Annotated in this window: 20 protein-coding genes and 1 tRNA gene; 12 read left to right on the top strand and 9 right to left on the bottom strand. The window is 74.0% G+C overall.

Features of this window, described 5'->3' with window-relative positions; all coding sequences use genetic code 11:
- Genes iolC through IF43_RS0125120 form a run of 4 tightly spaced genes read left to right on the top strand, consistent with a single transcriptional unit; the run spans position 1 to position 5,409 of the window.
- Positions 1–951: a 5-dehydro-2-deoxygluconokinase gene (gene iolC, locus IF43_RS0125135; RefSeq protein ID WP_030204740.1), complete on the top strand. Its 951-nt coding sequence runs from the start codon at positions 1–3 to the stop codon at positions 949–951.
- A complete protein-coding gene (gene iolB, locus IF43_RS0125130) occupies positions 948–2,000 on the top strand; it encodes a 5-deoxy-glucuronate isomerase (protein WP_234332528.1) in 1,053 nt (350 codons plus the stop codon). The genes iolC and iolB overlap by 4 nt, the downstream gene beginning before the upstream one ends.
- Complete coding sequence (gene iolD, locus IF43_RS0125125; protein ID WP_030204738.1) at positions 1,997–3,883, top strand: 3D-(3,5/4)-trihydroxycyclohexane-1,2-dione acylhydrolase (decyclizing); 1,887 nt, start codon at positions 1,997–1,999, stop codon at positions 3,881–3,883. The genes iolB and iolD overlap by 4 nt, the downstream gene beginning before the upstream one ends.
- Positions 3,884–3,909: 26 nt before the next feature.
- The gene (locus IF43_RS0125120; protein ID WP_030204736.1) at positions 3,910–5,409 is read left to right on the top strand and encodes a CoA-acylating methylmalonate-semialdehyde dehydrogenase; all 1,500 of its coding nucleotides are present in this window, start codon (positions 3,910–3,912) and stop codon (positions 5,407–5,409) included.
- 107 nt (positions 5,410–5,516) lie between these two features.
- On the opposite strand, the gene IF43_RS0125115 is transcribed toward IF43_RS0125120, so the two are convergent.
- From IF43_RS0125115 to IF43_RS0125095, 4 genes are all read right to left on the bottom strand, one after another.
- The gene (locus IF43_RS0125115) at positions 5,517–6,560 is read right to left on the bottom strand and encodes a DUF916 domain-containing protein (protein ID WP_051796075.1); all 1,044 of its coding nucleotides are present in this window, start codon (positions 6,558–6,560) and stop codon (positions 5,517–5,519) included.
- A 196-nt stretch (positions 6,561–6,756) separates the two neighbouring features.
- Positions 6,757–8,043 carry a hypothetical protein gene (locus IF43_RS0125105; protein ID WP_030204735.1) on the bottom strand — a complete coding sequence of 429 codons (1,287 nt, stop codon included), beginning with the start codon at positions 8,041–8,043 and terminating at the stop codon, positions 6,757–6,759.
- 265 nt (positions 8,044–8,308) lie between these two features.
- Positions 8,309–9,493 (bottom strand): S8 family peptidase, encoded by a 1,185-nt coding sequence (locus IF43_RS0125100; RefSeq protein WP_030204732.1) that lies wholly within the window; start codon positions 9,491–9,493, stop codon positions 8,309–8,311.
- A 203-nt stretch (positions 9,494–9,696) separates the two neighbouring features.
- Complete coding sequence (locus IF43_RS0125095; protein WP_234332527.1) at positions 9,697–10,506, bottom strand: 4'-phosphopantetheinyl transferase superfamily protein; 810 nt, start codon at positions 10,504–10,506, stop codon at positions 9,697–9,699.
- A gap of 551 nt (positions 10,507–11,057) precedes the next feature.
- Between IF43_RS0125095 and IF43_RS38295 the strand changes: the two genes are divergently transcribed.
- The gene (locus IF43_RS38295; RefSeq protein WP_051796071.1) at positions 11,058–11,651 is read left to right on the top strand and encodes a hypothetical protein; all 594 of its coding nucleotides are present in this window, start codon (positions 11,058–11,060) and stop codon (positions 11,649–11,651) included.
- A 116-nt stretch (positions 11,652–11,767) separates the two neighbouring features.
- Here IF43_RS38295 and IF43_RS0125085 read toward each other — a convergent pair whose 3' ends face one another.
- From IF43_RS0125085 to IF43_RS0125075, 3 genes are all read right to left on the bottom strand, one after another.
- Positions 11,768–12,022 carry a hypothetical protein gene (locus IF43_RS0125085; protein WP_030204724.1) on the bottom strand — a complete coding sequence of 85 codons (255 nt, stop codon included), beginning with the start codon at positions 12,020–12,022 and terminating at the stop codon, positions 11,768–11,770.
- Positions 12,019–12,585, bottom strand: a complete 567-nt coding sequence (locus IF43_RS0125080) for a hypothetical protein (RefSeq protein WP_030204722.1) — start codon at positions 12,583–12,585, stop codon at positions 12,019–12,021. Before IF43_RS0125080 ends, IF43_RS0125085 begins: the two co-directional genes overlap by 4 nt.
- Positions 12,586–12,829: 244 nt before the next feature.
- A tRNA-Arg gene (locus IF43_RS0125075) sits at positions 12,830–12,902 on the bottom strand.
- A gap of 332 nt (positions 12,903–13,234) precedes the next feature.
- Here IF43_RS0125075 and IF43_RS0125070 point away from each other — a divergent pair.
- The 4 genes from IF43_RS0125070 to IF43_RS0125055 all read left to right on the top strand — a co-directional run bounded on the left by IF43_RS0125070 (position 13,235) and on the right by IF43_RS0125055 (position 19,038).
- The gene (locus IF43_RS0125070; RefSeq protein WP_030204720.1) at positions 13,235–14,857 is read left to right on the top strand and encodes a dynamin family protein; all 1,623 of its coding nucleotides are present in this window, start codon (positions 13,235–13,237) and stop codon (positions 14,855–14,857) included.
- 14 nt (positions 14,858–14,871) lie between these two features.
- The gene (locus IF43_RS0125065) at positions 14,872–17,091 is read left to right on the top strand and encodes a GTPase (protein WP_078910435.1); all 2,220 of its coding nucleotides are present in this window, start codon (positions 14,872–14,874) and stop codon (positions 17,089–17,091) included.
- Positions 17,092–17,290: 199 nt separating this feature from the next.
- On the top strand, positions 17,291–17,698 hold the full coding sequence (locus IF43_RS0125060; protein ID WP_030204717.1) for a single-stranded DNA-binding protein: 408 nt from the start codon (positions 17,291–17,293) through the stop codon (positions 17,696–17,698).
- Between the two features lie 155 nt (positions 17,699–17,853).
- Positions 17,854–19,038 carry a thioester domain-containing protein gene (locus IF43_RS0125055; RefSeq protein ID WP_234332526.1) on the top strand — a complete coding sequence of 395 codons (1,185 nt, stop codon included), beginning with the start codon at positions 17,854–17,856 and terminating at the stop codon, positions 19,036–19,038.
- 22 nt (positions 19,039–19,060) lie between these two features.
- Here the strand turns inward: IF43_RS0125055 and IF43_RS0125050 are convergent, their stop codons facing one another.
- Together IF43_RS0125050 and IF43_RS0125045 are read right to left on the bottom strand one after the other, a co-directional pair.
- Complete coding sequence (locus IF43_RS0125050) at positions 19,061–19,660, bottom strand: GNAT family N-acetyltransferase (RefSeq protein ID WP_030204715.1); 600 nt, start codon at positions 19,658–19,660, stop codon at positions 19,061–19,063.
- A 95-nt stretch (positions 19,661–19,755) separates the two neighbouring features.
- A complete protein-coding gene (locus tag IF43_RS0125045) occupies positions 19,756–20,289 on the bottom strand; it encodes a hypothetical protein (RefSeq protein ID WP_030204714.1) in 534 nt (177 codons plus the stop codon).
- 297 nt (positions 20,290–20,586) lie between these two features.
- On the opposite strand from IF43_RS0125045, the gene ettA reads away from it, so the two are divergent.
- From ettA to IF43_RS0125030, 3 genes are all read left to right on the top strand, one after another.
- Complete coding sequence (gene ettA / locus IF43_RS0125040) at positions 20,587–22,251, top strand: energy-dependent translational throttle protein EttA (protein WP_078910429.1); 1,665 nt, start codon at positions 20,587–20,589, stop codon at positions 22,249–22,251.
- A gap of 97 nt (positions 22,252–22,348) precedes the next feature.
- A complete protein-coding gene (locus IF43_RS0125035; RefSeq protein WP_030204712.1) occupies positions 22,349–22,786 on the top strand; it encodes a thioesterase family protein in 438 nt (145 codons plus the stop codon).
- On the top strand, positions 22,783–23,520 hold the full coding sequence (locus IF43_RS0125030) for a hypothetical protein (protein WP_030204711.1): 738 nt from the start codon (positions 22,783–22,785) through the stop codon (positions 23,518–23,520). Before IF43_RS0125035 ends, IF43_RS0125030 begins: the two co-directional genes overlap by 4 nt.
- Positions 23,521–23,547: the final 27 nt, after the last annotated feature.

Below are 23,547 nucleotides of genomic sequence, written 5' to 3'. Positions count from 1 at the left end.
TTGAGCGACGAGCCGTACGACGTCATCACCATGGGGCGGATCGGGGTCGACCTGTACCCGCTGGTGACGGGGGTGCCGCTCGCCGAGGCGGAGACGTTCGGGAAGTTCCTGGGCGGCTCGCCCGCGAACGTGGCCGTGGCCGCCGCCCGACTGGGCCGCCGGACCGCGGTCGTCACCCGGACCGGGGCGGACCCCTTCGGGGCGTACCTGCGGTCCGAGCTGCGGGGGTTCGGGGTGGACGACCGGTGGGCGGCGGAGGTCGCGGCGTACCCGACGCCGGTCACCTTCTGCGAGATCTTCCCGCCGGACCGGTTCCCGCTCTACTTCTACCGCGAGCCGAAGGCGCCCGACCTGGAGATCCGCGCCGAGGAGCTGGACCTCGAGGCGATCGGGGCGGCGCGGGTGTTCTGGATGACGGGGACGGGGCTGAGCGCCGAGCCGAGCCGAGGGGCGACGTTCACGGCGCTGGAGGCCCGTGACCGGGGCGGGGTCACGGTGTTCGACCTGGACTGGCGGCCGATGCTCTGGGCCGACGGCGAGCGGAGCCGGGTACCGGAGCTCTACGCCCGGGCGCTCGGACTGGCGACGGTGGCCGTCGGCAACGTGGAGGAGTGCGCGGTGGCCACGGGCGAACGTGATCCGTGGGCCGCGGGCCGCGCCCTGCTGGCGGCGGGCGTCGAGCTGGCAGTGGTCAAGCGGGGGCCCGAGGGCGTCCTCGCGCTCCACCGCGACGGCACGGTCACGGAGGTGCCGCCGGTCGCGGTCGACGTGGTGAACGGGCTCGGGGCCGGGGACGCCTTCGGGGGCGCGCTGTGCCACGGGTTGCTGGCCGGGTGGCCGGTGGAGCGGGTGCTGCGGTACGGGAACGCGGCGGGGGCGATCGTGGCGGGCCGGCTGGCGTGTTCGTCGGCGATGCCGGTGCTCTCCGAGATCGAGGAGGTGCTGGGGTGAGCGTGGTCGACCATGCGCTGCCGCATGCGCGGTTGCGGGTGCTGACGCTGGGGGCCGGCGAGGTGTACGTGCACGAGGCCGGGGAGTGCGAGTGGGTGGTGGTGCCACTGGCCGGGGGCTGCGAGGTCCGCTGCGCGGAACCGGTCCCCTCCCCGCCCCTTCCCGAAACCGGGGCGGCCCCCCCGCCGCCCTCCTCGGGGGCTCCGCGCCCGGACCCCCGCGCCTCGAACGCCGGCGGGGCCGGGGGTGGCGGGGCCCGGGGTGGCCGGGCCCGGGGCGGCCAGGCCCGTGGTGGCGAGGTCGTGTTCGCGTTGCGTGGGCGGGACTCCGTGTTCGACGGGCCCAGTGACTTCGCCTACCTGCCGCGGGGCGGTCGGGCGGAGATCGTGAGCGCGCGCGGGGGGCGGTTCGCGTTGGCCGGGGCCGTGTGCGAGCGGGTGCTGCCCGCCCGGTACGGGCCGGTCGGCGGGGTGCCGGTCGAGCTGCGGGGGGCCGGGGTGTGCTCGCGGCAGGTCAACAACTTCGCCGCCGCCGGGGTGTTCGACTGCGACCGGCTCATCGCCGTCGAGGTCCTCACCCCCGGCGGGAACTGGTCCTCGTACCCGCCCCACAAGCACGACGAGCGCCACCCCGGCCACGAGTCCCGGCTGGAGGAGATCTACTACTACGAGATCGCCCCGCACGACGGCAGCCCCGGCCTCGGCTACCAGCGCGTCAGCCCCTCCCCGGCCGGGAGGACCGACGTGCTCGCGGAGGTGCGCACCGGCGACGCGGTGCTCATCCCGGACGGCTGGCACGGGCCCTCCATCGCCGCGCCCGGGCACGACATGTACTACCTCAACGTCATGGCCGGACCGGACCCCGAGCGGGAGTGGCTCATTCGGGATCATCCCGAGCACGCGTGGGTTCGGGAGGCGTGGGCGGGGCAGGAAGTCGATCCCAGGCTGCCGTTCCGGCACCGGGGCCGGCCCGGGCCGCAGCCCCGGCGCCCGGCACCCGCCCCCGCCCCCGCCCCCGCTCCCGCCCCCGCTCCCGAGGAGGACCGTTGAGCACGCCGCGCACCGTCCGGCTCACCACCGCGCAGGCCCTCGTCCGCTTCCTCGCGCACCAGTACACCGAGCGCGACGGCCACCGGCAGCGGCTGGTCGCCGCCACCTGGGGGATCTTCGGGCACGGCAACGTCGCCGGGATCGGGCAGGCCCTCCTGGAGACCGGCCCCGCGGCCATGCCGTTCCTCCAGGGCCGCAACGAGCAGGCCATGGTGCACGCCGCCGTCGGGTACGCGCGCGCCCGCGGCCGGCTCTCCACCCACGCCGTGACCACCTCGATCGGGCCCGGCGCCACCAACCTCGTCACCGGCGCCGCGCTCGCCACGATCAACCGGATCCCGGTCCTGCTGCTCCCCGGCGACGTCTTCGCCACCCGGCCCGCCGACCCGGTGCTCCAGCAGCTGGAGGTCCCGTACGCGGGGGACGTGTCCGTGAACGACACCCTGCGCCCCGTCTCCCGCTACTTCGACCGGATCACCCGTCCCGAAGCCCTGGTCCCGGCCGCCCTCCAGGCGATGCGGGTGCTCACCGACCCGGTGGCCACCGGCGCCGTCACCCTCGCCCTGCCGCAGGACGTGCAGGCCGAGGCCTACGACTGGCCCGAGGACTTCTTCGCCGAGCGGGTGTGGACGGTACGCCGGCCACGGGCCGACCGGGACGGGATCACCGCGGCCGCCGCGGCGATCCGGGCCGCCCAGCGCCCCCTGCTCATCGCCGGCGGCGGCGTCCACCACAGCGGCGCCGAGGCCGCGCTGGCGGCCTTCGCCGAGGCCACCGGCATCCCCGTCGCGAGCACCCAGGCCGGCAAGGGCTCCCTGCGCCACGACCACCCCGCCGACGTGGGGGCCGTCGGCCACACCGGCACCGCCACCGCCGACGACCTGGCCCGGTCCGCCGACCTCGTCATCGCCGCCGGCACCCGGCTGACCGACTTCACCACCGCGTCCGCCACCCTCTTCCAGGACCCCGGGGTCCGCTTCCTCGGCCTCAACCCGGACCCGTACGACGCCCACAAGCAGGCCGCCCTCCCGCTCGTCGGCGACGCCCGCGAGACCCTCGACGCGCTGCGCGCGGAGCTGGCCGGCCACCGGGTCGACGCCGTGTACGAGCAGACGTACCGCAAGGCAAAGGCGTACTGGGAGGGGCTCGTCGACCGGGCCTTCCACACCCCCGACGAGTCCGCCCGCCCCACCCAGGCGCAGGTCCTCGGCCTCCTCGACGCCCTCGTCGACGACACCGACGTGATCGTCAACGCGGCCGGTTCGCTCCCCGGCGACCTGCACAAGCTGTGGCGCACCCGGTCGCCGGGCCAGTACCACGTCGAGTACGGCTACTCCTGCATGGGCTACGAGATCCCGGCCGCCATCGGCGTCGCCCTGGCCGAGCCGGGGCGGCCGGTGTGGGCGCTGGTCGGCGACGGCTCGTACCTGATGAACCCGACGGAGCTGGTCACCGCCGTCCAGGAGGGGCTCCCGGTCAAAGTGGTCATACTGGACAACCACGGGTACGCCTCCATCGGGGGCCTCTCCGAGGCCGTGGGCGGCGAGCGGTACGGCACCGACTACCGCCGGCGGGCACTGGACACTTCGTACACCGGCGCGGTGCTCCCCGTGGACCTGGCGGCCAACGCAGCCTCCCTCGGGATGGCCGTCATCCGCGCCCGCACCGTCCGTGACCTGCGGGAAGCCCTTGCCGAGGCGCGCCGCGCGGACCGTCCCACATGTGTCTACGCGGAGACCGAAACGCCCGACACTGTGTCGGGCCCGCCCCCCGCACAGGCGTGGTGGGATGTTCCCGTGGCCGAGACCGCGACCCGCACGTCGGCCGTCAGAGCACGCGAAGAGTACGACCGGCAGGCCGCAGCGCGACGTCGCCATCTGTGATGCCATCTGTGAAGGAGTTGTCAGCAATGAAGACCGTGCACCACTGGATCGGTGGCAGGACCGTCGAGGGCGCGTCGGGCAACTTCGGCCCGGTCACCGACCCCGCCACCGGCGAGGTCACCACCCAGGTCGCGCTCGCCTCCGTCGCCGAGGTCGACGCGGCGGTGCAGACCGCCAAGACCGCGTTCGAGACCTGGGGCCAGGCCTCCCTCGCCGCCCGCACCAAGGTCCTCTTCGCCTACCGCGCGCTGCTGGACGCCAACCGCGACGCGATCGCGGAGCTGATCACCGCCGAGCACGGCAAGGTCCACTCGGACGCGCTGGGCGAGGTCGCCCGCGGTCTGGAGATCGTCGAGCTGGCCTGCGGCATCACCACCCAGCTCAAGGGCGAGCTGTCCACGTCCGTGTCGACCCGCGTGGACGTGGCCGCCATCCGCCAGCCGCTGGGCGTCGTCGCGGGCATCACGCCCTTCAACTTCCCGGCCATGGTGCCGATGTGGATGTTCCCGTTGGCCGTCGCCTGCGGCAACACCTTCATCCTCAAGCCGTCCGAGAAGGACCCGTCGGCCGCCAACAAGCTGGCCGAGCTGGCCAAGGAGGCCGGCCTGCCCGACGGCGTGCTGAACGTCGTGCACGGCGACAAGGTCGCCGTCGACGCGCTGCTGCACCACCCGGACGTGGCCGCCGTCTCCTTCGTCGGCTCCACCCCGATCGCCCGCTACATCCACACCACCGCCGCCGCCAACGGCAAGCGCGTGCAGGCCCTGGGCGGCGCGAAGAACCACATGCTGGTGCTGCCGGACGCCGACCTCGACGCCGCCGCCGACGCGGCCGTCTCCGCCGCCTACGGCTCCGCCGGCGAGCGCTGCATGGCCATCTCCGCCGTCGTCGCCGTCGGCGCCGTCGGCGACGCGCTGGTCGAGAAGATCCGCGAGCGTGCCGAGAAGATCAAGATCGGTCCGGGCAACGACCCGGACTCCGAGATGGGCCCGCTGATCACCAAGGCGCACCGCGACAAGGTCGCCTCGTACGTCCACGGTGCCGCCGACCAGGGCGCGGACGTCGTCCTCGACGGCACCGGCTACACGGTCGAGGGCTTCGAGAACGGCCACTGGATCGGCCTGTCCCTCCTCGACAACGTCAAGACCGACTCCGACGCCTACCGCGACGAGATCTTCGGCCCGGTGCTGTGCGTGCTGCGCGCCGACACCTACGAGGAGGGCGTGGCGCTCATCAACGCCTCGCCGTTCGGCAACGGCACCGCGATCTTCACGCGGGACGGCGGCGCGGCCCGCCGCTTCCAGATGGAGGTCGAGGCGGGCATGGTCGGCGTGAACGTGCCGATCCCGGTGCCGGTGGGCTACCACTCCTTCGGCGGCTGGAAGGACTCGCTCTTCGGAGACCACCACGTCTACGGCAACGACGGCATCCACTTCTACACCCGAGGCAAGGTCGTCACCACTCGCTGGCCCGACCCGTCGGAGCCGCACGCCGGCGTCGACCTGGGCTTCCCGCGCAACCACTGACGCCCTCACGCCCTCCGCCCCCCCCACAGCAGAACCCCCGGCCCACCCTCACCGGCCGGGGGTTCCTGCTGTGTCGTACGCCCCGTACGCTCCGTACGCCCTGTGCGTCAGGCCACCGGCTCCAGGTCCGGGGCCTCCTCGGCCGGCTCGTCGCCCCGGTTCCGGCGGCGGCGTACGACCCAGGCGGCGAGGCCCGCCCCGGTCAGCACCAGCACCACGCCCACAGCCGGCCACGGCACCGCCAGGAACTGGGTCCCCGCGCTCTCGGCGAGGTCGGGCCGCCCCGCGGCGGTGGCCTTCGCGGTGAGGGTGACCCGGTCGAGCTGCGGGGCGTCGGCCCAGGTCTCGGTCAGGTCGACCCGCTGGCCCGGCAGCAGGACCAGGCCGAGGTCCTTGGGGCGCCGGTCGAGCACCGTGCGGCCGAACAGCCCTTCGGCGTGCAGCGCGATCCGCGGGTCGAGGACGACGTTGCCCCGGTTGACCAGGGAGTACGAGACCACCGCCCGCGCGTCCTTCGTCCACGGCAGCAGCGGGGCGCGCCGGTCGACGCGCAGGTGCTCGATGCTCAGCGCGGGAGTCAGCGGACCGGGCACGCGCAGGTAGAACCGGGCCCCCACCGAGCGGCGGACCCCGACCTGCACCTTGCCGTCCTTCTTGATGCCCTCGACCTTGGTGTTGAGGGCCACGATCCCGCCGACGTGGTCCCCGGGGTTCGCGTCCTCGGGGATCCGGACGGTGAACGGGATGTCCAGGCGGCCCTTGGCGGGCACGGTGACCGGACGGTCCGCGGTCCGCTCCGGCAGCCGTATCCAGGTCCCGGTCCCCGTGGGCCGGGTCTCCACGGGCAGCAGCGCGAAGGCCCCGCCCGAGGGGGTGTTCATCGCGTCGGTGGCGTACACCCGGAAGGTGATCGGCGCGTCGGTGGCGTTGGTGATCGTCACGCTGTCGGCGAGGGTGGTGCCGGCCGCGCCCTGGTGGAAGAAGTACGCGCGGCTGGTGGTCTTCTGGCCCGGCGCGGGGGTCGGGAAGACGGCCCAGGTGCCGTTGTCGGCGGCCTGCGCGGCGGGGGCGCCGAGCAGGACGGCGAGCAGGGCTCCGGCGACGGCCGGCAGGACGCCGAGGAGGTGGACCAGCGGGCGGTGCGGGCGCATGGGCTCTCCGGTGGCGGTGCGGGGGCGGGGGGCAGGGGCGGGGTGGTGCGCGGGGCGGGGCGCGGCAGGAGCGGGACGGTGCGCGGGTGGTGCGCGGGGCGGGGCGGGGCGAGAACGGGACGGCGCGCCGTGCGGACGGGCGTGGGGGTGGTGCGGGGCCGGGGCCCCGCACCACCCCCGAGGGAGGCCGGACGGATCAGGCGATCGAGAAGGTCACGACCGACTGGTAGGTGTCCGCGAACATGAAGGCGGGCAGCTGGATCATCGCGCCGCCGCCGACGGCGAACTCACCACCGGTGAGCTCGTCCCCGCCCGGCGCCTGGGAGGCCACCTTCAGGGGCACGTCGGTGATCGCGCCGGGCGCGCCCGCGGAGCACGCGCTCGGGCTGTCCGGGTTGGTCACGGTGCAGGCCGGCTGGATGCCGAGGCCGGCCGTGGCCAACGCGTGGCCGGTGGCCGTGTTCAGGAAGGGCGTGCGGGTGACCGTGAGGTCCCAGCCGAGGCTGCCGCCGCGGAAGTCCTGGACGGTCGCCGCGTTGAACGCGCCCACCACGGACTGCTTCTTGCCGTTGATGGTGATCGAGCCGAAGTCCAGCGCCGGCAGTCCGGCCGTGGGCCCGAGGGCCAGCGGGCCGGGCAGCACCTCGATGTCGACCGGGTGCGGGACGCCCTCGACCGGTGCGACGTAGCTGAACGCCTTCCCGGGGGCCGTGCCGATGCGGACCGAGTCGGCCTTCTTCGTGATGGTGATGTTGCAGGTGGCGACGCCGCTCGCGTCCGCCGTGCCGGAGCCGGTGTCACCGGTGTCCGTGCCCGACAGCGACGCGGCACAGGTCACCGCGCCCGCGGGGAAGTTGGCGCCGGTGGCCACGACGGCCGTCCCCGGGCCGCCGCTGTTGGGCGTCAGCTTGGTCGTGACCGGGTCCTTCGGGAGGGCCTCGACCGCGACGGACCCCACCGACGCGCTCGGGCGCGGCTGCGGGGTGCAGGTGGTGGTGTACGTCATGCCGCCCAGGACGGCGTCCGTGACCGCCTGGTCGATCTTGACGTCGAGCGTGGTGCCCTCGGTCCCGTCCGGGATCGTCAGGTTGGCGGTGAAGGGCTTCGCGTCCAGGGGGACGCCCGCGACGACGGTGACGGTCTCGACGGGGCTGGTCACCGTGACGGCCTTGGTCCCGACGAGCAGGTGGACCTTGGTGGTGTTGTCGGTGGTGACGCTGAACGCCGGCAGGAGCGGGCTGGGGCCGGGGTCGATCGTGACCGGCACGGTGTCCCCGGCCTTCGCGGTGTCCGGGAGGGTGACGGTGAAGTTCTGGTTCCCGGAGCCGTCGGCCTGCGGAGCGGGCGCGTCGCAGTTCATGAAGATCGTGGTCGTCTTGGTGGCCGCCTGGGCCGGACCCGCCAGCCCCACCACGCCACCCGCCAGAGCCAGGGTCAGGGCACCCGCCCCGGCAAGGATTCTTCGTCGGTAGCTCGTACTCACTTCGGTCGCGACTCCTTCGTCATGACGAGTCCCTCCACCCACCCGCTGTGAGGAGGAGGCCGAGCCGGTGCGGTGGCCGACATTGACGCGTCACGGTGATGAGAAGTCAATGGCCCGGATTCGCCGGAAGCACACAGAAATTGATGTCCCATCAGGGTCAGGCAGGACCCTGGGGCCGTCCGGTGGCGCTCCGGTGGCGGTTCCGGCGCGGCGGCGGCCCGTACGGGAGGCGCGGGCGCCCGTACGGGCCGTCGGCCGGACCGGCTCAGGGCCCCGTGTACAGCAGCAGGTTCGGCGAGGTGGAGGACACGTCGGTGAGCCGGTCCGGGGTGGCGCGGCCGGTCAGCGCCGCCGCCACGTCGGCCGGCGCGGCGGCCGGGTGCCCGGCCAGGTACAGGGCTGCCGCGCCCGTCACGTGCGGGGTGGCCATCGAGGTGCCGGTGGCCGTCGCGGTGCCGCCGGTCCGCCATGCGGACGTGATCGACACGCCCGGAGCGTACAGATCCAGACAGGAGCCGTAGTTGGAGAAGTCCGCCACCCGGTCGTCCCGGTCGCTCGCGCCGACGGTGAGCGCCTCCGGCGCCGAGGCGGGGGAGGTCATGCACGCGCTCGTGCCCTCGTTGCCGGCCGCGACGGCGTACGTGATGCCCTTGGCGACCGAGTTGCGCACCGCGGTGTTCAGGGACGGGCTCAGGCCGCCGCCCATGCTGATGTTGACCACGGCGGGAGCGGTGGCGTTGCGGCTGACCCAGTCGATGCCGGCGAGCACGTCCGAACCCGAGGCCGATCCCTGGCAGTCGGCCACCTGCACGGCGACCAGCTCGATCTCCTTGGCGACGCCGTACGTGGCCCCGCCGATGGTGCCGGCGACGTGCGTGCCGTGGCCGTTGCAGTCCCCGGGGGTGAGGCGGTCGGAGGCCACGTAGCCGGTGCGCGCGCGGCCGCCGAACTCCTCGTGCTCGGCGGCGATGCCGGTGTCGATGACGTACGCCGTCACGTTCGCGGCCCCGGTCTCGTAGCCGTACGTGCCGTCCAGGGGCAGGTCGCGCTGGTCGACCCGGTCCAGCCCCCAGGTCGCGCCGGCCTGGGCGTCGAGGACGGGGTCGGTGTCGCGCACCGAGCCGGCGGGGGCGCCGAGGACGTGCAGTTGCGGGTCCGGCTCGACGAAGGCCACGTCGGGGTCGCCGGCCAGTTCGGCGGCCCGCGCGCTGGTCATCCGGGCGGCGAAGCCGCGGACCGCGCTCTCGTAGACGTGCGCGACCTCGGTGCCGGAGCCGGCGGCAAGCGAGCGGGTGGCGGCCGGCGTGGCGCCGTCCTTGAGGACGACGATCCAGCTGCCGGTCTCCTCGGGTGCGGCGGGCGGCAGGGCCTGTGCGGTGGCGGGGAGCGCGGCGGCGCCCAGGAGGGCGGCGCCGAGCAGGGCGATGGCCCTGAGACGGTGTCCGATCATGGGCTGAATGCTCGGCGAACCGGGCCCGGCCGCGCCCGAGGCGCCGCCGCGGCCCGGCCCGCGCCACCCGATCAGAGGCGGCCGCGGCGGGGTGGGGGCAGGGCCGGCGCGGGGCTCCCTGCCGGAGTCCGCGACCGCGCGCGTGACCTGCTTCTGAACGGGGCCCGGAACAGGGCCCTGGTCAGGCCTGCTCCGTGTGCCCGTCAGGGTCCGGTGGGGTCGGCCAGTGCGACCGCGGCGGCGTACCCGGGCGGGGCGGTCGTGGTGCGGACCGTCCAGCCCGGGAGCCGGACCGGGCCCGGCCCCGTGCCGATGTACGGATCGGCGAGTCCTTCCGACAGGCCCGTTCCGGTGCCCTTCAGGTACGCCTCCTTGCGGCACCACAGCCGCGCCACCGCCGCGGGCCGGTCCGCCTCGGGCAGCGCGCCGAGCTCCGCCGCCTCCAGCGGGTGCAGCGCCAGCAGCAGGTCGGCCAGCACTGCCGCGTCGGGCAGTTCCTCCACGTCCACGCCGACCGGCACCCGGGCGACGGCCACCAGCGCGGTGTCCCCGCTGTGCGAGAGGGAGAAGTGCAGGCCCGCGTCCCCGGCCGACCCGCCGGCCACGTCGCCGGCCGACCCGGCTCCGGCGACCCCGCCGCCTCCGGCAGACGCGTCACCCCCGACGACCGAGCCGATCGCCGGGCGCCCGTGCGGGCCGCCGCAGACCGGGCACGCCTCCCGTACGAGTGGTACGGCCTCCGGCGCCAGCCCCAGGTACGCGCCCAGCAGCACCCGCAGCCCCACGTGCGCCGCCCGGTAGCGTTCCCGGTCCGCCGGCCGGACGAAGCGGGCGGCCCGGTCCCGCTCCGCGGCGTCGAGCAGCGCGTCCCCCACCGGCCGGCCGCCGACCCGCGTGCGGGTGGTGTCCAGCCGCCACAGCGCCACCTCGGCGGCCGCGGGCCACCGGACTGCGGGGACGGCGTCCCCGCCCAGCTCGTACGCGTCGATGCGCGGTCCGTACTCGTCGATCACCCGACGAGCGTACGGGCCTCCAGCCGGACCGCGGTGATCCAGCCAGCTGGCTGCCCGCCGCATCCAGCGGTGTCCCGTCGAGGGAAGTGGCCAGCAGCACGGGGGCGTTGGCCCGCCCAGCCCGCTCGCGGCCTCTGCCGGCTCCTCATCTGCCGGGGACACCGTCAGGTCGCCCTCCCCGGCCGGGCATCGGCGCGGGGAGGTGTCCCGGGCCGACCCGAGACGCCCTCGGGGACAGCCCTGGGACGACGCCGGGGAGGCTGCGGGACGTCTCGGGACCGGGGCCGGACTGGGTACGGGACGCGCTCGGCACCGGGACGGGCGCTCCTGCCCCCTACATTCGGCCCGGTCCGTACGGAGTTACAGGCACCGCGACGCCACCACGCACCGCCCGCGACCCGTGGCCACTCGGTACCACGAGCGCGATCGGGCCCCTCTCCAGCGTGCCGGCGCCGACCCACCCCCACGCACACCCATGCGCCACCCACGCACCCACCCACCCACGCACCCACCCACCCACCCAGCACCCCACCCGACGAAGGGTCCAGTCCATGCCCATGAAGATCCCCGCCCGCGCCGCAACAGCCGCCGCCGGAGCGCTCCTGTCCGCCGCCGCCCTCCTCGGCGCCACCGCCCCGACGGTCTCGGCGGCCACCGCGACCACGACCACTGCGTCCACGACCACGACGGCCACCCTCAGAGCCACCTCGGCCTCGCCCGTGGCCGCCGTGACCCCGACCTGCGCCTCGGCCTGCTTCCTGGACGTCCGCACCGGCGCGCACCCGGACTTCGACCGCGTCGTGATCGACCTCGGCGGCCCGACCCTGCCCACCTGGCAGGCCACGGCCGGACTCACCTCGCTGACCTACGACAGCGCCAGCGGCGAGAGCCGACCGGTCCCGCTCAGCGGCACGTCGTTCCTGCGCATCGACACGCACGGCGTCACGAACACCACCACGACCGGCCAGTCCTCCTTCACCGGCCCGACCCTCCAGACCCTGACCCTCCCGTCCGTGAAGGGTTACGCCCTGACCGGCGGTTACGAGGGCTACGAAGGCTTCGGCCTGGCCCTCGGCACGTACAGCAGCTACCGCGTCTACACCCTCACGTCCCCGAACCGCCTGGTGATCGACGTCAACCACTGACCGACCGCCGCCGCACCCGGGCCAACCCGAACGGGTCACCCCGACCGGAAGCAGCGGCGCGAACCCGAACCGGACGCCGGCCGGCCCCCCCGCACCCCGCAGCGGCCGTCCGGCGGTCAGGAGGCCGGCGGAGGAGGAGCGCTCGTCGAGGACGGCGCGCGGGTGTCCATCAGCAGGTCGACGATCCGTTGGACGTCCTCGCTGTCCTTCGGGCCGGTGATGCGGATCTCCACGCCGTTCTTCTCGATCTTGATGACAGCCGGTGCGTCGTGGGCTGCTGTGTGCAGGAACTGGCGGATCGCCAGCCATACGGCCGGCAGGGCCGAAGTCATCGCGACGGCGATGCTGATGCTCCCGAAGACGTTGCTCACTGCGCCTGCTCCCATTCCACGATCAGGGCGCTGGACCCCGCCGTCACGACGCTGCTCGCGAAGAGTACGACCGAGTACTGGGCGACCGAGGTCGCGTCGATGCTCTGCGGCGTCTGGGACGCATAGGAGACGAAGGCGAAGAGTCCGGCCGTGGCCACCGCGAGCAGGATGTTGAGACAGACCAGGAAGCCGAGCACGTTGGTGATCCCGGCGGGTGAGCCCTTCCTGGTGATGATCTGGCCTGCGGCTGCCGCAGCCAGGCTGGTGGTGACGATCAGCAGTTCTCCCCGACCCAGGAGCTGCGTCAACGTCATGCCGTTGCGGGACAGGGAGTTCATCGCGAAGCAGAGCGCGATGGGCAGCACGCCGAACAGCACGCCGAAGAAGAACCAGTGCTGGAGCTTGGGTCCGACCACGGTCCAGGGTGAGACGGGTGCCGGTGCCGGCGGCGGTTGTGCAGGTGGCTGCGAGGTGGTCGTCGTGCCGGAGTCCGCCGTGTCGGACGGCGTCGGAGGGCCGCCGCTGCCGCCCGGGCTGATGCCGGTGCCGCTGGAACCGGACAATCGCTGCCTCCCTGATCCACCGGGTCGTATCGGTCGGGCGCCCGGGCCATGAGACATGACTAATCCATCGACCCCGGACCGCGTGGGGATTCGCAGAGATCGGATCGGTGTGGGCGCGCGGACCGCCCGCGCCCGGCCCGGCGGCCGATCAGCCCTTACGTGGCTGCTACAGCACACGCGCTAAGGTGCGCTGACCTGCGAAAAAGCCCTCCGCGAGGGAGGGCTGACAATCGGACGAACGAAGCGCCCCCGGCAGGACTCGAACCTGCGGCCAAGCGCTTAGAAGGCGCCTGCTCTATCCACTGAGCTACGGGGGCCGGAAGGCGGCCGTTTCCGGCCTGGAGCCCCGGGGTGGGGATGTGAATGCGTCCGTGCCGGGTCAAGGATAGGGCTCCGTTTGCCTTGTCCCGGTTGCTTCACTCGCGTGCCACGTTGTGGAGGTTCGGTGAAGCGGTCCCGATAATCGCAGGCAGGTGCGATTCTCGCACCGCTTTTGCTCAGCCACGCCTCACGTGTTGTGCACTCGTTATGCCTGCGCCCCAGTCATCCCATCTGTCCGCCGTGTCCTCGTCGGGTCGCGGTCGGCGCGCGCAGGGCGTATAAGCTTCAAAACGGACACAAAAAAGGGCATTCTTCGCATGTGGTGACCTTGGATGTTCGGCCTCAGCTGCTCGATGCCCTCTCCGCCCTGCGCGACCGGGTCGCCGCCGTGCGTCTGCCGCTGCCCCTGCCCGGCGCGCCACGGGCCCGCCAGACCCGGTCCGAGCTGCTCGCCCAGCTCGACGACTACCTCGTACCGCGCCTGCGCGCCCCCGAAGCACCCGTCCTCGCCGTGATCGGCGGTTCCACCGGCGCCGGAAAGTCCACCCTGGTCAACTCCCTGGTGGGCCGTCAGGTCAGCGAGGCCGGCGTCCTGCGCCCCACCACCCGTACCCCGGTCCTCGTCTGCCACCCGGACGACCACCACTGGTACGCCGGCATGCGCGTCCTGCCCGACCTGATGCGCGTCTGGCTCCCCCACGGAGAGGAGGAACTCCTCTCCGGAACCGCCCGCGACCGCGACCGCGGCCACGGCGCCACGGGCGCCCCGGACCCCACCCGCGAGCTGCGCATCGAGACCGTCAGTACCCTGCCCCGCGGCCTCGCCCTCCTGGACGCCCCCGACATCGACTCCCTCGTCGTGGAGAACCGCACCCTCGCCGCCGAACTGATCTGCGCCGCCGACATCTGGGTCATGGTCACCACCGCCTCGCGCTACGCCGACGCCATCCCCTGGCACCTGCTGCGTACCGCGAAGGAGTACGACGCCACCCTCGTCACCGTCCTCGACCGGGTGCCCCACCAGCTCCTCGCCGAGGTCTCCCGCCAGTACGCGGCCCTCCTCACCCGCGCCGGACTCGGCGACGTACCGCGCTTCACCGTCCCCGAGCTCCCCGAGTCCGCCGGCGGCGGGGGACTGCTGCCGGCCAGCGCCGTCGCCCCCCTGTACGCCTGGCTCGCCCACCGCGCCCAGGACCCCGCCGCCCGCCAGCAGGCCGTCGGCCGCACCGCCGTCGGCGTCCTGGAGTCCCTCAGCCGCCGCATGCCGGAGCTCGCCTCCGCCGTCGCCGCCCAGCACGCCGCCGCCGTCCGGCTCACCACCGCGGTCGAGGAGGCGTACCTGCGCGAGGGCAAGCGGGTGCGCGCCCGCCTCCAGGCCGGCGCCGTCCTCGCCGGGGACGCCCTGACCCGCTGGCGCGGCTACCCCCTCGACACCACCGCCGACGAACTCCTCGACTCCCTCGCCGAGAGCCTGACCGCGCTGCTGCAGTGCGCCGTCGCCGCCGCCGACGAACGCATCGCCGAGGCCTGGCGCCGCGAGCCGGCCGCCGGGGCCGTGCCGCTGCCGACCCCCGACCCCGAGGCGGGGGAGCGCATCGGCATCGCCGTACGCCGCTGGCGGCGCGTCGTCGAAGAGCTGGCCGAGGAGGAGGTCGGCCACATGGAGAAGCAGTCCGCCCCCGCCGCCGACGCCGTGGCCGCGCTGCTCGTCGCGGCGCTGCTCGGCGGCAAACGGGCCCGCCAGGCGGGGGACCGGCTCGCGCAGCGCATCGGGGTGCACGCGGCCGTACGCCTGCGCGACCGCGGGAACGAGCTGGTCACCAGCCACCTCGACAAGGTGCTGCGGACCGAGCGCGACCGCCGCCTGGCCCCCCTCGACGCCCTCGAAGTCACCCCGGAACCACAGGCCGAACTGATCGCCGCGCTGTCCGTGCTGCAGAAGGAGAGGTGAGCGCGGTGACCACCATGACCGACCGCGCCGACGACCGGGGCCGCGACGGCGACCGGCGCCGGAACCGTAACCAGGGCCGGGACAGGGACCGGGACAGGGACCGGGAAAGCGCCTCGGCTCGCGACGGCGCCCCCGGCCACCCCGGCGACGCGGGCCCGTACGGAGACCCCGGCCGCGAGGACCGCGAGGGCCGTGAGAACCAGGGAGCCACCGGCCGCACCGGCTGGGACGACGGGCTGATCGCCCGCCGCGCCGCCAAGGGCGAGCGCCCCACCGGCACCCGCATCCGCGGCCTCCTCGCCGAGCCCGCCGCCGACGAGGACTTCGACGGCGACGACCCCCACGGCACCGGCTCCCGCGCCGTCGACGAGACCGGCGCCCTCGTACGGGCCGTCGCCGACGGCACCGGCCTGGCAGGCGCCACGGAAGCGCACGCCCTGCGCGTCCGCCTCGACGCCCTGCGCCAGCTCGTCGGCCTCTCCCGCACGCGCCTCGACGGCCTCACCCTCGCCGAGGCCGGCCGCGTCCTCGACGAGGCCGCCGCCCGCCGCGGACTGTCCCCCCGCCACACCGTCGTCGCCATCGCCGGCGCCACCGGCAGCGGCAAGTCCACCCTCTTCAACGCCCTCGCCGGCGTGCAGATCTCCGAGACCGGACTGCGCCGCCCCACCACCTCCGCCCCCATCGCCTGCAGCTGGACCGACGGCGCCGCCGGACTCCTCGACCGCCTGGAGATCCCCGGCCGGCTCCGCCGCCGCCCGCGCGACGGCGACCGCGACGAGAGCCTCGCCGGCCTGGTCCTCATCGACCTGCCCGACCACGACTCGGCCGTCACCAGCCACCGGGCCCACGTCGACCGCGTCCTCGGCCTCGTCGACGCCGTCATCTGGGTCGTCGACCCCGAGAAGTACGCCGACGCCGTCCTCCACGAGCGCTACCTGCGCCCCCTCGCCGGCCACGCCGAGATCACCTTCGTCGTCCTCAACCAGATCGACCGCCTCCCCGGGGAGGCCGCCGACCTCGTCCTCGACGACCTGCGCCGGCTGCTCGACGAGGACGGCATGGCCCTCGGCGAGCACGGCGACCCCGGAGCCACCGTCCTCGGCCTCTCCGCGCTCACCGGGGAGGGCGTGTCCGAGCTGCGCGAACTCCTCGGCCAGTTCACCCAGGAGCGCGGCGCCGCCACCCGCCGGATCTCCGCCGACGTCGACCGGGCCGCGCTGCGCCTGCGCCCGCTGTACGTGGCCGACGGCCGGCCCGAGATCGGCGAGCGGGCCCGGGCGGAGTTCGAGGACCGCATCGCCGAGGCCGTGGGCGCCCACGCGGCCGGACTCGCCGCCGAACGCGCCTGGCGGCGCAACGCCGGCAAGGCCTGCGGCACGCCCTGGCTGCGGCTGTGGCGCTGGTACGACGACAAGCGCACGCCGCAGCTGCTGCGGCGGGGCCCGGTGGCACCCGAACAGCCCGCCGAGGAGGAGGTCACCGCGCGGCAGCGGGTCGAGCAGGCGGTCCGCATCATCGCGGACGACGCGGCGGCCGGGCTGCCCGAGCCGTGGGCGCAGGCGGTGCGCGAGGCGGCGGTGCGCGGGGCGGAGCGGCTGCCGGAGGAACTGGACGAGCTCGCGGTCGGCATCCGGTTCGGCGCCGTCGTCGGCGCTGGGGCGGGGTCGGGGTCGGCGTCCGCCTCGGGGTCGGGGTCGGCGTCCGGGCCGGGGTCGGCGTCCGGGCCGGGGTCGGGGTCGGGGTCGGGTTCCGGGTCCGGGTCCGCACCGGGGCACGGCGCCGGAGCCGGGTCGGGGGCGGTCGTGGCGACCGCGGGTGGCGGTGCGCCGAAGGCCGGTGCCGGGGTGGGGGCGCCCGGCGGGAAGCCGCCGCGGCCGGCGTGGTGGCCGGTGGCCGTCCTGGCCCAGGCCTCGATGACGCTGCTGCAGATCTACGGCGGGCTGTGGCTGGTCGGCCAGATCGTCGGCGTCCTCGAACCGAGGTTGCTGCCCCCCGTCCTGCTGATGATCGCCGGGATCGTCGGAGGTCCCCTGGTCGAGTGGATGTGCACGGTCGCCGCCCGCGGCCCGGCCCGCCGCTACGGGCAGGAGGCCGAGGACCGGCTGCGCCAGGCCGCGGCCGGCTGCGGCCGGGCCCGTGTCCTGGAGCCGGTGGCGGCGGAACTGCTGCGCTACCGGGAGGTGCGGGAGCAGTACGCGACGGTCGCGAAGCTCCCGACGGCGACGGGATAACGACTCCGACATCCCGCTCCGTCAATCATTGGCCAAAACTCGTCCACAGTCGCGTGGTCGTCCACAGGGCGAACACCCCCACCCGGCCCCGGCCGCAGCATGAAGACCGGACCGGACAGCCCGGTCCGGCAGCCGCCCCCGCGGGCGGCCGCACCGGGGGGCGCCGGCCCGTCAGGCCGGACCGCGGAGGGGGGCGGGGATGCACGACACGCTGGTGACACTGATGGGCAACGCGGCGACCGCGATCGACTACCGGGAGGCCGCCGCAGGGGCCGTCGCGAGATTCCGCTTGGCGGTCCAGGCACGTTACTGGGACCGCCAGAAACAGGCCTGGACCGACGGGCCGACCAGCTTCTACACGGTCTGGGCGCGCCGGGCGCTCGCCGCGAACCTGGCCGGATCCGTGTCGGTCGGCGAACCGCTCGTGGTGTACGGGCGGTTGCGGGTGCGCGAGAAGGAGGGGGACGAGGAAGGGAAGCGCTGGTTCTCCGCAGACGTGGACGCGTGGGCCGTCGGACACGACCTGAGCCGCGGCACCTCGGCCTTCCGAAGGCTACCCAGGGGGGAGCTGGGACTGATGGGACCTCAGAAGGCGGCGGTGGTCTGAGTGTTCGAGACCGCTAGGATTCCCCGGTACTCGTGGGCACGAGGGCCACTGGCCCGAAGGGGAAGACTGTGTCTGGCGTCGTTTCCGCTTCACCTCTCGCACGTTTCTCATCTCTCACGGTCCGTACGGTCCGTACGGTCCGCACACCGGCGGGCGTGGCGCTGCGCCCGTCGGCCATGGCCGCGAGCCTCCTCGCCGCCGCGCTCACGGGTTCCGCTTCCGCGGGCGTGGCCTGGGCGGACACGGGATCGGCCGGTGCGCCGGTACTCAGACCCACGGGCGGCACGACGGCGGTCCTGGCCGGGCTGAGTACCGGCGGCGAGGCCGTGCTGCACACCCCCACCGGGGTGCGGCGGATCCCCGCCGGCCTGTACGAGCTGCAGGTGGACGGCGGTGGGACGCTGCAGACGTACGGGGTGGGCATCGCGGGCCTGTCCTCCCGCGAGGCGCGGTTCACGGAAACGGCGTGGAGCGGGAGCGCGCTGGCGGGCAACAAGGACGCCGGCCGCATCCGGTGGGTCCTGCAGCACTCCTATCCGCAGCTGAACGACCTGGCCGGCCTCGCCCGCCGGGCCGGGGCGGGGGCGCTGACGGCCGACACGGCGGCGGCCGGCACACAGGTGGCGATCTGGCGGTTCTCGGACCACGTCGCCGTGACGGCGGCGGACCCGGCGGCCGAGAAGCTCGCCGACTACCTGCAGAAGGCGGCCAAGCGGCTGCCCGAGCCGCCGGCCTCGCTGACCCTGACGCCCGGCACGGTCACGGGTCCGGCGGGCGGGCGCATCGGTCCGGTCACCGTGCACACCGGTGCCCAGAGCGTGTCGGTGGCCCCGGACCAGGCGGCGCAGGCCGCCGGTGTGCGGATCACGGGGGCCGACGGCACCCCGGTGACCCAGGCCGCCAACGGCACGCGCCTGTACTTCGACGTGCCCGAGGGCACGCCCGACGGGGTGGGCGCGGTGACGGTGCAGGGTGCCACCCGCGTGCCCGTGGGCCGGGTGCTGACCAGCGAGGGCGCGGGCCAGCCCCAGATCGTGGCCGGCTCCAGCGAGTCCGCGGCCACCGCCACGGCCACCGGCGTGTGGGCGCCCACGCGCCTGGCGGCACGCACGTACGCCGATGCGCTGATGCTGCCCGAAACCACGGCGGGAGCCGCGGCCCCGAAGGCGGCGGGAGGGGAGGGGGAGGGCCCCGAAAGCGCTGAGACCCGGCTCGCAGCCAGCGGCAGCTCGAACGCCACCCCCGTCATCGCCGCCCTGGCCGTCGGCCTGGTGGTCCTCGGCGCCGGCGTCGTCTTCCTCCTGCGCCAGCGCCCCACGGACAGCGACCCGCACGACTGAACGCGCGGAAGGGACCCCGGGGTCAGGGGGCGCCGGGGTCGCCCTGGACGCGGGCGTGGAGGTGTTCGTCGTGCCAGCCGTCCGCGTGGAGGAGTGCGCTGCGCATGGTGCCTTCGAGGGCGAAGCCCGCCCTCGCGGCCACGTGGCAGGACGCCGGGTTCGCCACGGAGTGGGTGATCCGCAGCCGGTGCAGGCCGAGGCCGTCGAGCGCCCACCGGCTGATGCGCCTCGTCGCCCCCGCCACCGCGCCGCGCCCGCGTCCCTCGGGCAGTAGCCAGTACAGGAACTCGGCGGTGCCGCCACCGAGGTCGACGTCCGCGAGTCCGACGAGCCCCACGGGTGCGGTGCCCCCGGGCGGCACGACGGCCCAGATGGCGGCCTGCTCGTCCCGCCAGCGCCCGCGCCAGTGCTCGATCTTGGCGCGGGCCCCGTCCCGTGACAGCGGGGCGGGGCGGTTCCACCGCTGTATCTCCGGGTCCAGGCAGGACCTGACGAGCACGTCGGCGTCCGGCTCCCGCCACGGACGCAGCCGGAAGCCGTTCGGGAGGCGGAAGACGGGTTGGTCGGCCCTGCTCATCGTGCCGGCCGGCACCACCGGCGGTAGGGGACTCAGTGCGTTCATCGGAGCAGCCTCGCAAGCGCCGCGTTCGCCGGGCGTGAGAACGGATCCGGTGAGGGGTCCCTGACCAGCGTCAACAACGCTCGTGATCAATACACCTAGTGCCGAGCCCCGGAGGCGTGACCTGCGGGCGGAGGAGGCAGCTGTCCGAGCTGGAGGCGCGCGTAGACCTGGTCCGGAGAGGTGCGGTGAACGCGGTGGGCCAGGTCCTCGAAATAGCGGAACGGTGTGCGCTGGTGCTCGCTGCGCTCCTGGTAGATGAACGGTGCGAGGACGGTCCAGGCCCGCAGGACGCTACGACCGTAGGCGCCGATGATGAGCTTCTCGTCGACCACGCCGTGCGCGACGAGCTTGCCGAGATCATCGAAGAAGAGGCCGACCCGGCGCACGTGTGCCTTGTGGGGTTCGGCGAAGGCGAGGTAGGAGATCGGCTGGGGGTAGTCGTCCCGAAGCCGGTACAGCACGTACTCGATGGCCTGCGTGTACCCGGGGTCCCGCGTTTCGCTGAAGCCGTTGAGGATCATCGCAAGGACGTTGGCGCTCTGCGCCGACCGCAACTGGCGCAGGGCCAGGAGGCCGGACACCGTCAGGGCCACGATGGAGACGATCAGGGACACCACGTTGACCAGCACGGGCGGCTCCGCACTCGGGCGCTACACGGACCGTCCAGTCTGATCGTCCGTCTGACGGAGGGTCAAGGGGGTCTGCTGAGCCCGGCTCGGCCGGCTGGGCCGGTCGGGGACCCGCCGTGACGCTCTCGAGCGGGGCGGAGAGGTGACCGGCAGCGACCGACAGCGACGTGATCGCCACGGTAGCCCCGGCTTCCGCCGCTGCTCAGGGGCGCTGACCATATGGGTTTCACCCCCAGGGTGGACCCCTGGCAAGATGGGGTGTATCTGCCCATCCATCGATCTGCCGGACGGTTTCTCTTGGCTGAGTTCATCTACACCATGCGCAAGACGCGCAAGGCGCACGGCGACAAGGTGATCCTCGATGACGTCACCCTGAACTTCCTGCCCGGAGCCAAGATCGGCGTGGTCGGCCCGAACGGTGCCGGTAAGTCCACCGTCCTGAAGATCATGGCGGGCATCGAGCAGCCCTCCAACGGTGACGCCTTCCTGTCGCCCGGCTACTCCGTCGGCATCCTCATGCAGGAGCCGAAGCTGGACGAGTCCAAGACGGTCCTGGAGAACGTCCAGGACGGCGTCGCGGAGATCAAGGGCAAGCTCGACCGGTTCAACGCCATCGCCGAGGAGATGGCCACGAACTACACGGACGAGCTCATGGAGGAGATGGGCAAGCTCCAGGAGGACCTGGACCACGCCAACGCCTGGGACCTCGACGCCCAGCTCGAGCAGGCCATGGACGCCCTCGGCTGCCCGCCCGCCGACTGGCCGGTCACGACCCTCTCCGGTGGTGAGAAGCGCCGCGTGGCCCTGTGCCGCCTGCTGCTCGAGGCCCCCGACCTGCTGCTCCTCGACGAGCCCACCAACCACCTCGACGCCGAGTCGGTGAACTGGCTGGAGCAGCACCTGGCCCAGTACAAGGGCACCGTCGTGGCGATCACCCACGACCGGTACTTCCTCGACAACGTCGCCGAGTGGATCCTCGAGCTCGACCGCGGCCGCGCGATCCCGTACGAGGGCAACTACTCCACCTACCTCCAGAAGAAGTCCGAGCGCCTCAAGGTCGAGGGCAAGAAGGACGAGAAGCGCCAGAAGCGCCTCAAGGAGGAGCTGGAGTGGGTCCGCTCCAACGCCAAGGGCCGCCAGGCCAAGTCCAAGGCGCGTCTGGCCCGCTACGAGGAGATGGCCGCCGAGGCCGAGAAGATGCGGAAGCTGGACTTCGAGGAGATCCAGATCCCGCCGGGCCCGCGTCTGGGCTCGATCGTCGTCGAGGTCAACAACCTCAACAAGGCCTTCGGTGACAAGGTCCTCATCGACGACCTGTCCTTCACCCTCCCGCGCAACGGCATCGTCGGCGTGATCGGCCCGAACGGCGCCGGCAAGACCACGCTCTTCAAGATGATCCAGGGCCTGGAGACCCCGGACTCCGGCGAGATCAAGGTCGGCGAGACCGTCAAGATCTCGTACGTCGACCAGACCCGCGCCAACATCGACCCGAAGAAGACCCTCTGGGCCGTCGTCTCGGACGAGCTGGACTACATCAACGTCGGCCAGGTCGAGATGCCGTCCCGCGCCTACGTCTCCGCCTTCGGCTTCAAGGGCCCGGACCAGCAGAAGCCGGCCGGCGTGCTCTCCGGCGGTGAGCGCAACCGCCTGAACCTGGCGCTCACCCTCAAGCAGGGCGGCAACCTGCTGCTCCTCGACGAGCCGACGAACGACCTCGACGTCGAGACCCTGTCCTCCCTCGAGAACGCGCTGCTGGACTTCCCCGGCTGCGCCGTGGTCGTCTCCCACGACCGCTGGTTCCTCGACCGGGTCGCCACGCACATCCTGGCGTACGAGGGCGAGTCGAAGTGGTTCTGGTTCGAGGGCAACTTCGAGTCGTACGAGAAGAACAAGGTCGAGCGGCTCGGCCCGGACGCCACCCGTCCGCACCGCGCCACCTACAAGAAGCTCACCCGAGGCTGAGGCCGTCGGCGGCGGCGCGGCCCGGGCCCCGGCCCGGACCGCAGCCGCCGCCGTCGCCACCGCCTTCGCCGAGAAGGAAACCGAGGCAGATCGACTCGTGGCACGTCACATCTACAGCTGCCCCCTGCGCTGGTCGGACATGGACGCCTTCGGGCACGTCAACAACGTGGTGTTCCTCCGCTACCTGGAGGAGGCCCGGATCGACTTCATGTTCCGGCTGGCACCGGGGAACGGCTCCACGTCGTTCCAGGGCGGCTCCGTGGTGGCCCGCCACGAGATCGACTACGTCCGTCCGCTGGTCCACCGGCACGAGCCGGTGACCGTCGAGTCCTGGGTGAAGAAGATAGGCGCGGCCTCGCTGGTCATCGCCTACGAGATCAAGGACCCCGAGCAGGTCTACGTACGCGCCGAGACGGTGGTCGTGCCCTTCGACCTCGAAGCGCAGCGGCCGCGCCGCATCACCGAGGAGGAGCGCACGTTCCTCCAGGAGTACGTCGACGACAGCGCGAGCTCCGACGGGCGCGCCGCCGCATGACGCTCCCGCTGCACCTGGCCGACTCCGGGGAGGCGGCGGACCTCGCCGCCTTCCTGGGCCGCCTGGTGCACTACGACCGGGCCGCCGCCGTCCGTCTGCAGGCGCAGGCAGGCGGGGCGGCGCTGGCCGTCTTCGGGCGGCCGCCGTCGTTCGAGGTCCTGGCGATCCGCACCGCCCGGCTCGCCGAGCCGGGACCGGGCGCGCCCCTCGACGTCACCGTCTCCGCGGGCGAGCTGCTGGAGTCCGTGGACGAGGCAGCCGGCACGGCGGCCGTCCCCGCGGCCGTGACGGGCCCGCCGTGGGCCGGGGTGCTGCCGCCGCGCGGCGGCTGGCAGCAGGTCGCCGGGCTGCCGGGCGCGGAGGCCATGCGGGCCGCCGTCGGCGCGGCCGTCGCCGAGTTCCGGGCCCGCGACGAGGCCCTGCCCGCCGATCGGCGCACGCGCGCCGAACGCGACCGCATCGGCCGCGAGATCTGGTCCCGTACGGTCGCCGGCACCGAACTCCCGCTGCGTGCCGTGCACGCCGCGCAGTCCCTGGGCTTCCTGCGCCCGGTACGCGCCCTCGCGGGCGGCGCCGGGCCCGCCGCAGCCCCCGGTTCCGGCCCCGCGGGAGCCCCCGAGCCGGTGGCGCTGCTGGCCGCCGGCGGCTGGCTGCGGCTGCGCACCCCGTACGGGTCCGTGGCGCTGCGCCGGCCCGGCGGCGGGCTGGGCGCGCTCCAGGTCCGGCCGGTCTGAGGCCCCGTACCCCGGCGGGTACGGCCC

This window comes from Streptomyces sp. NRRL S-87 (assembly GCF_000719335.1).
In the GTDB taxonomy this organism is placed as follows: Bacteria; Actinomycetota; Actinomycetes; order Streptomycetales; family Streptomycetaceae; genus Streptomyces.
This window is presented reverse-complemented; position numbering and strand designations above follow the sequence as displayed.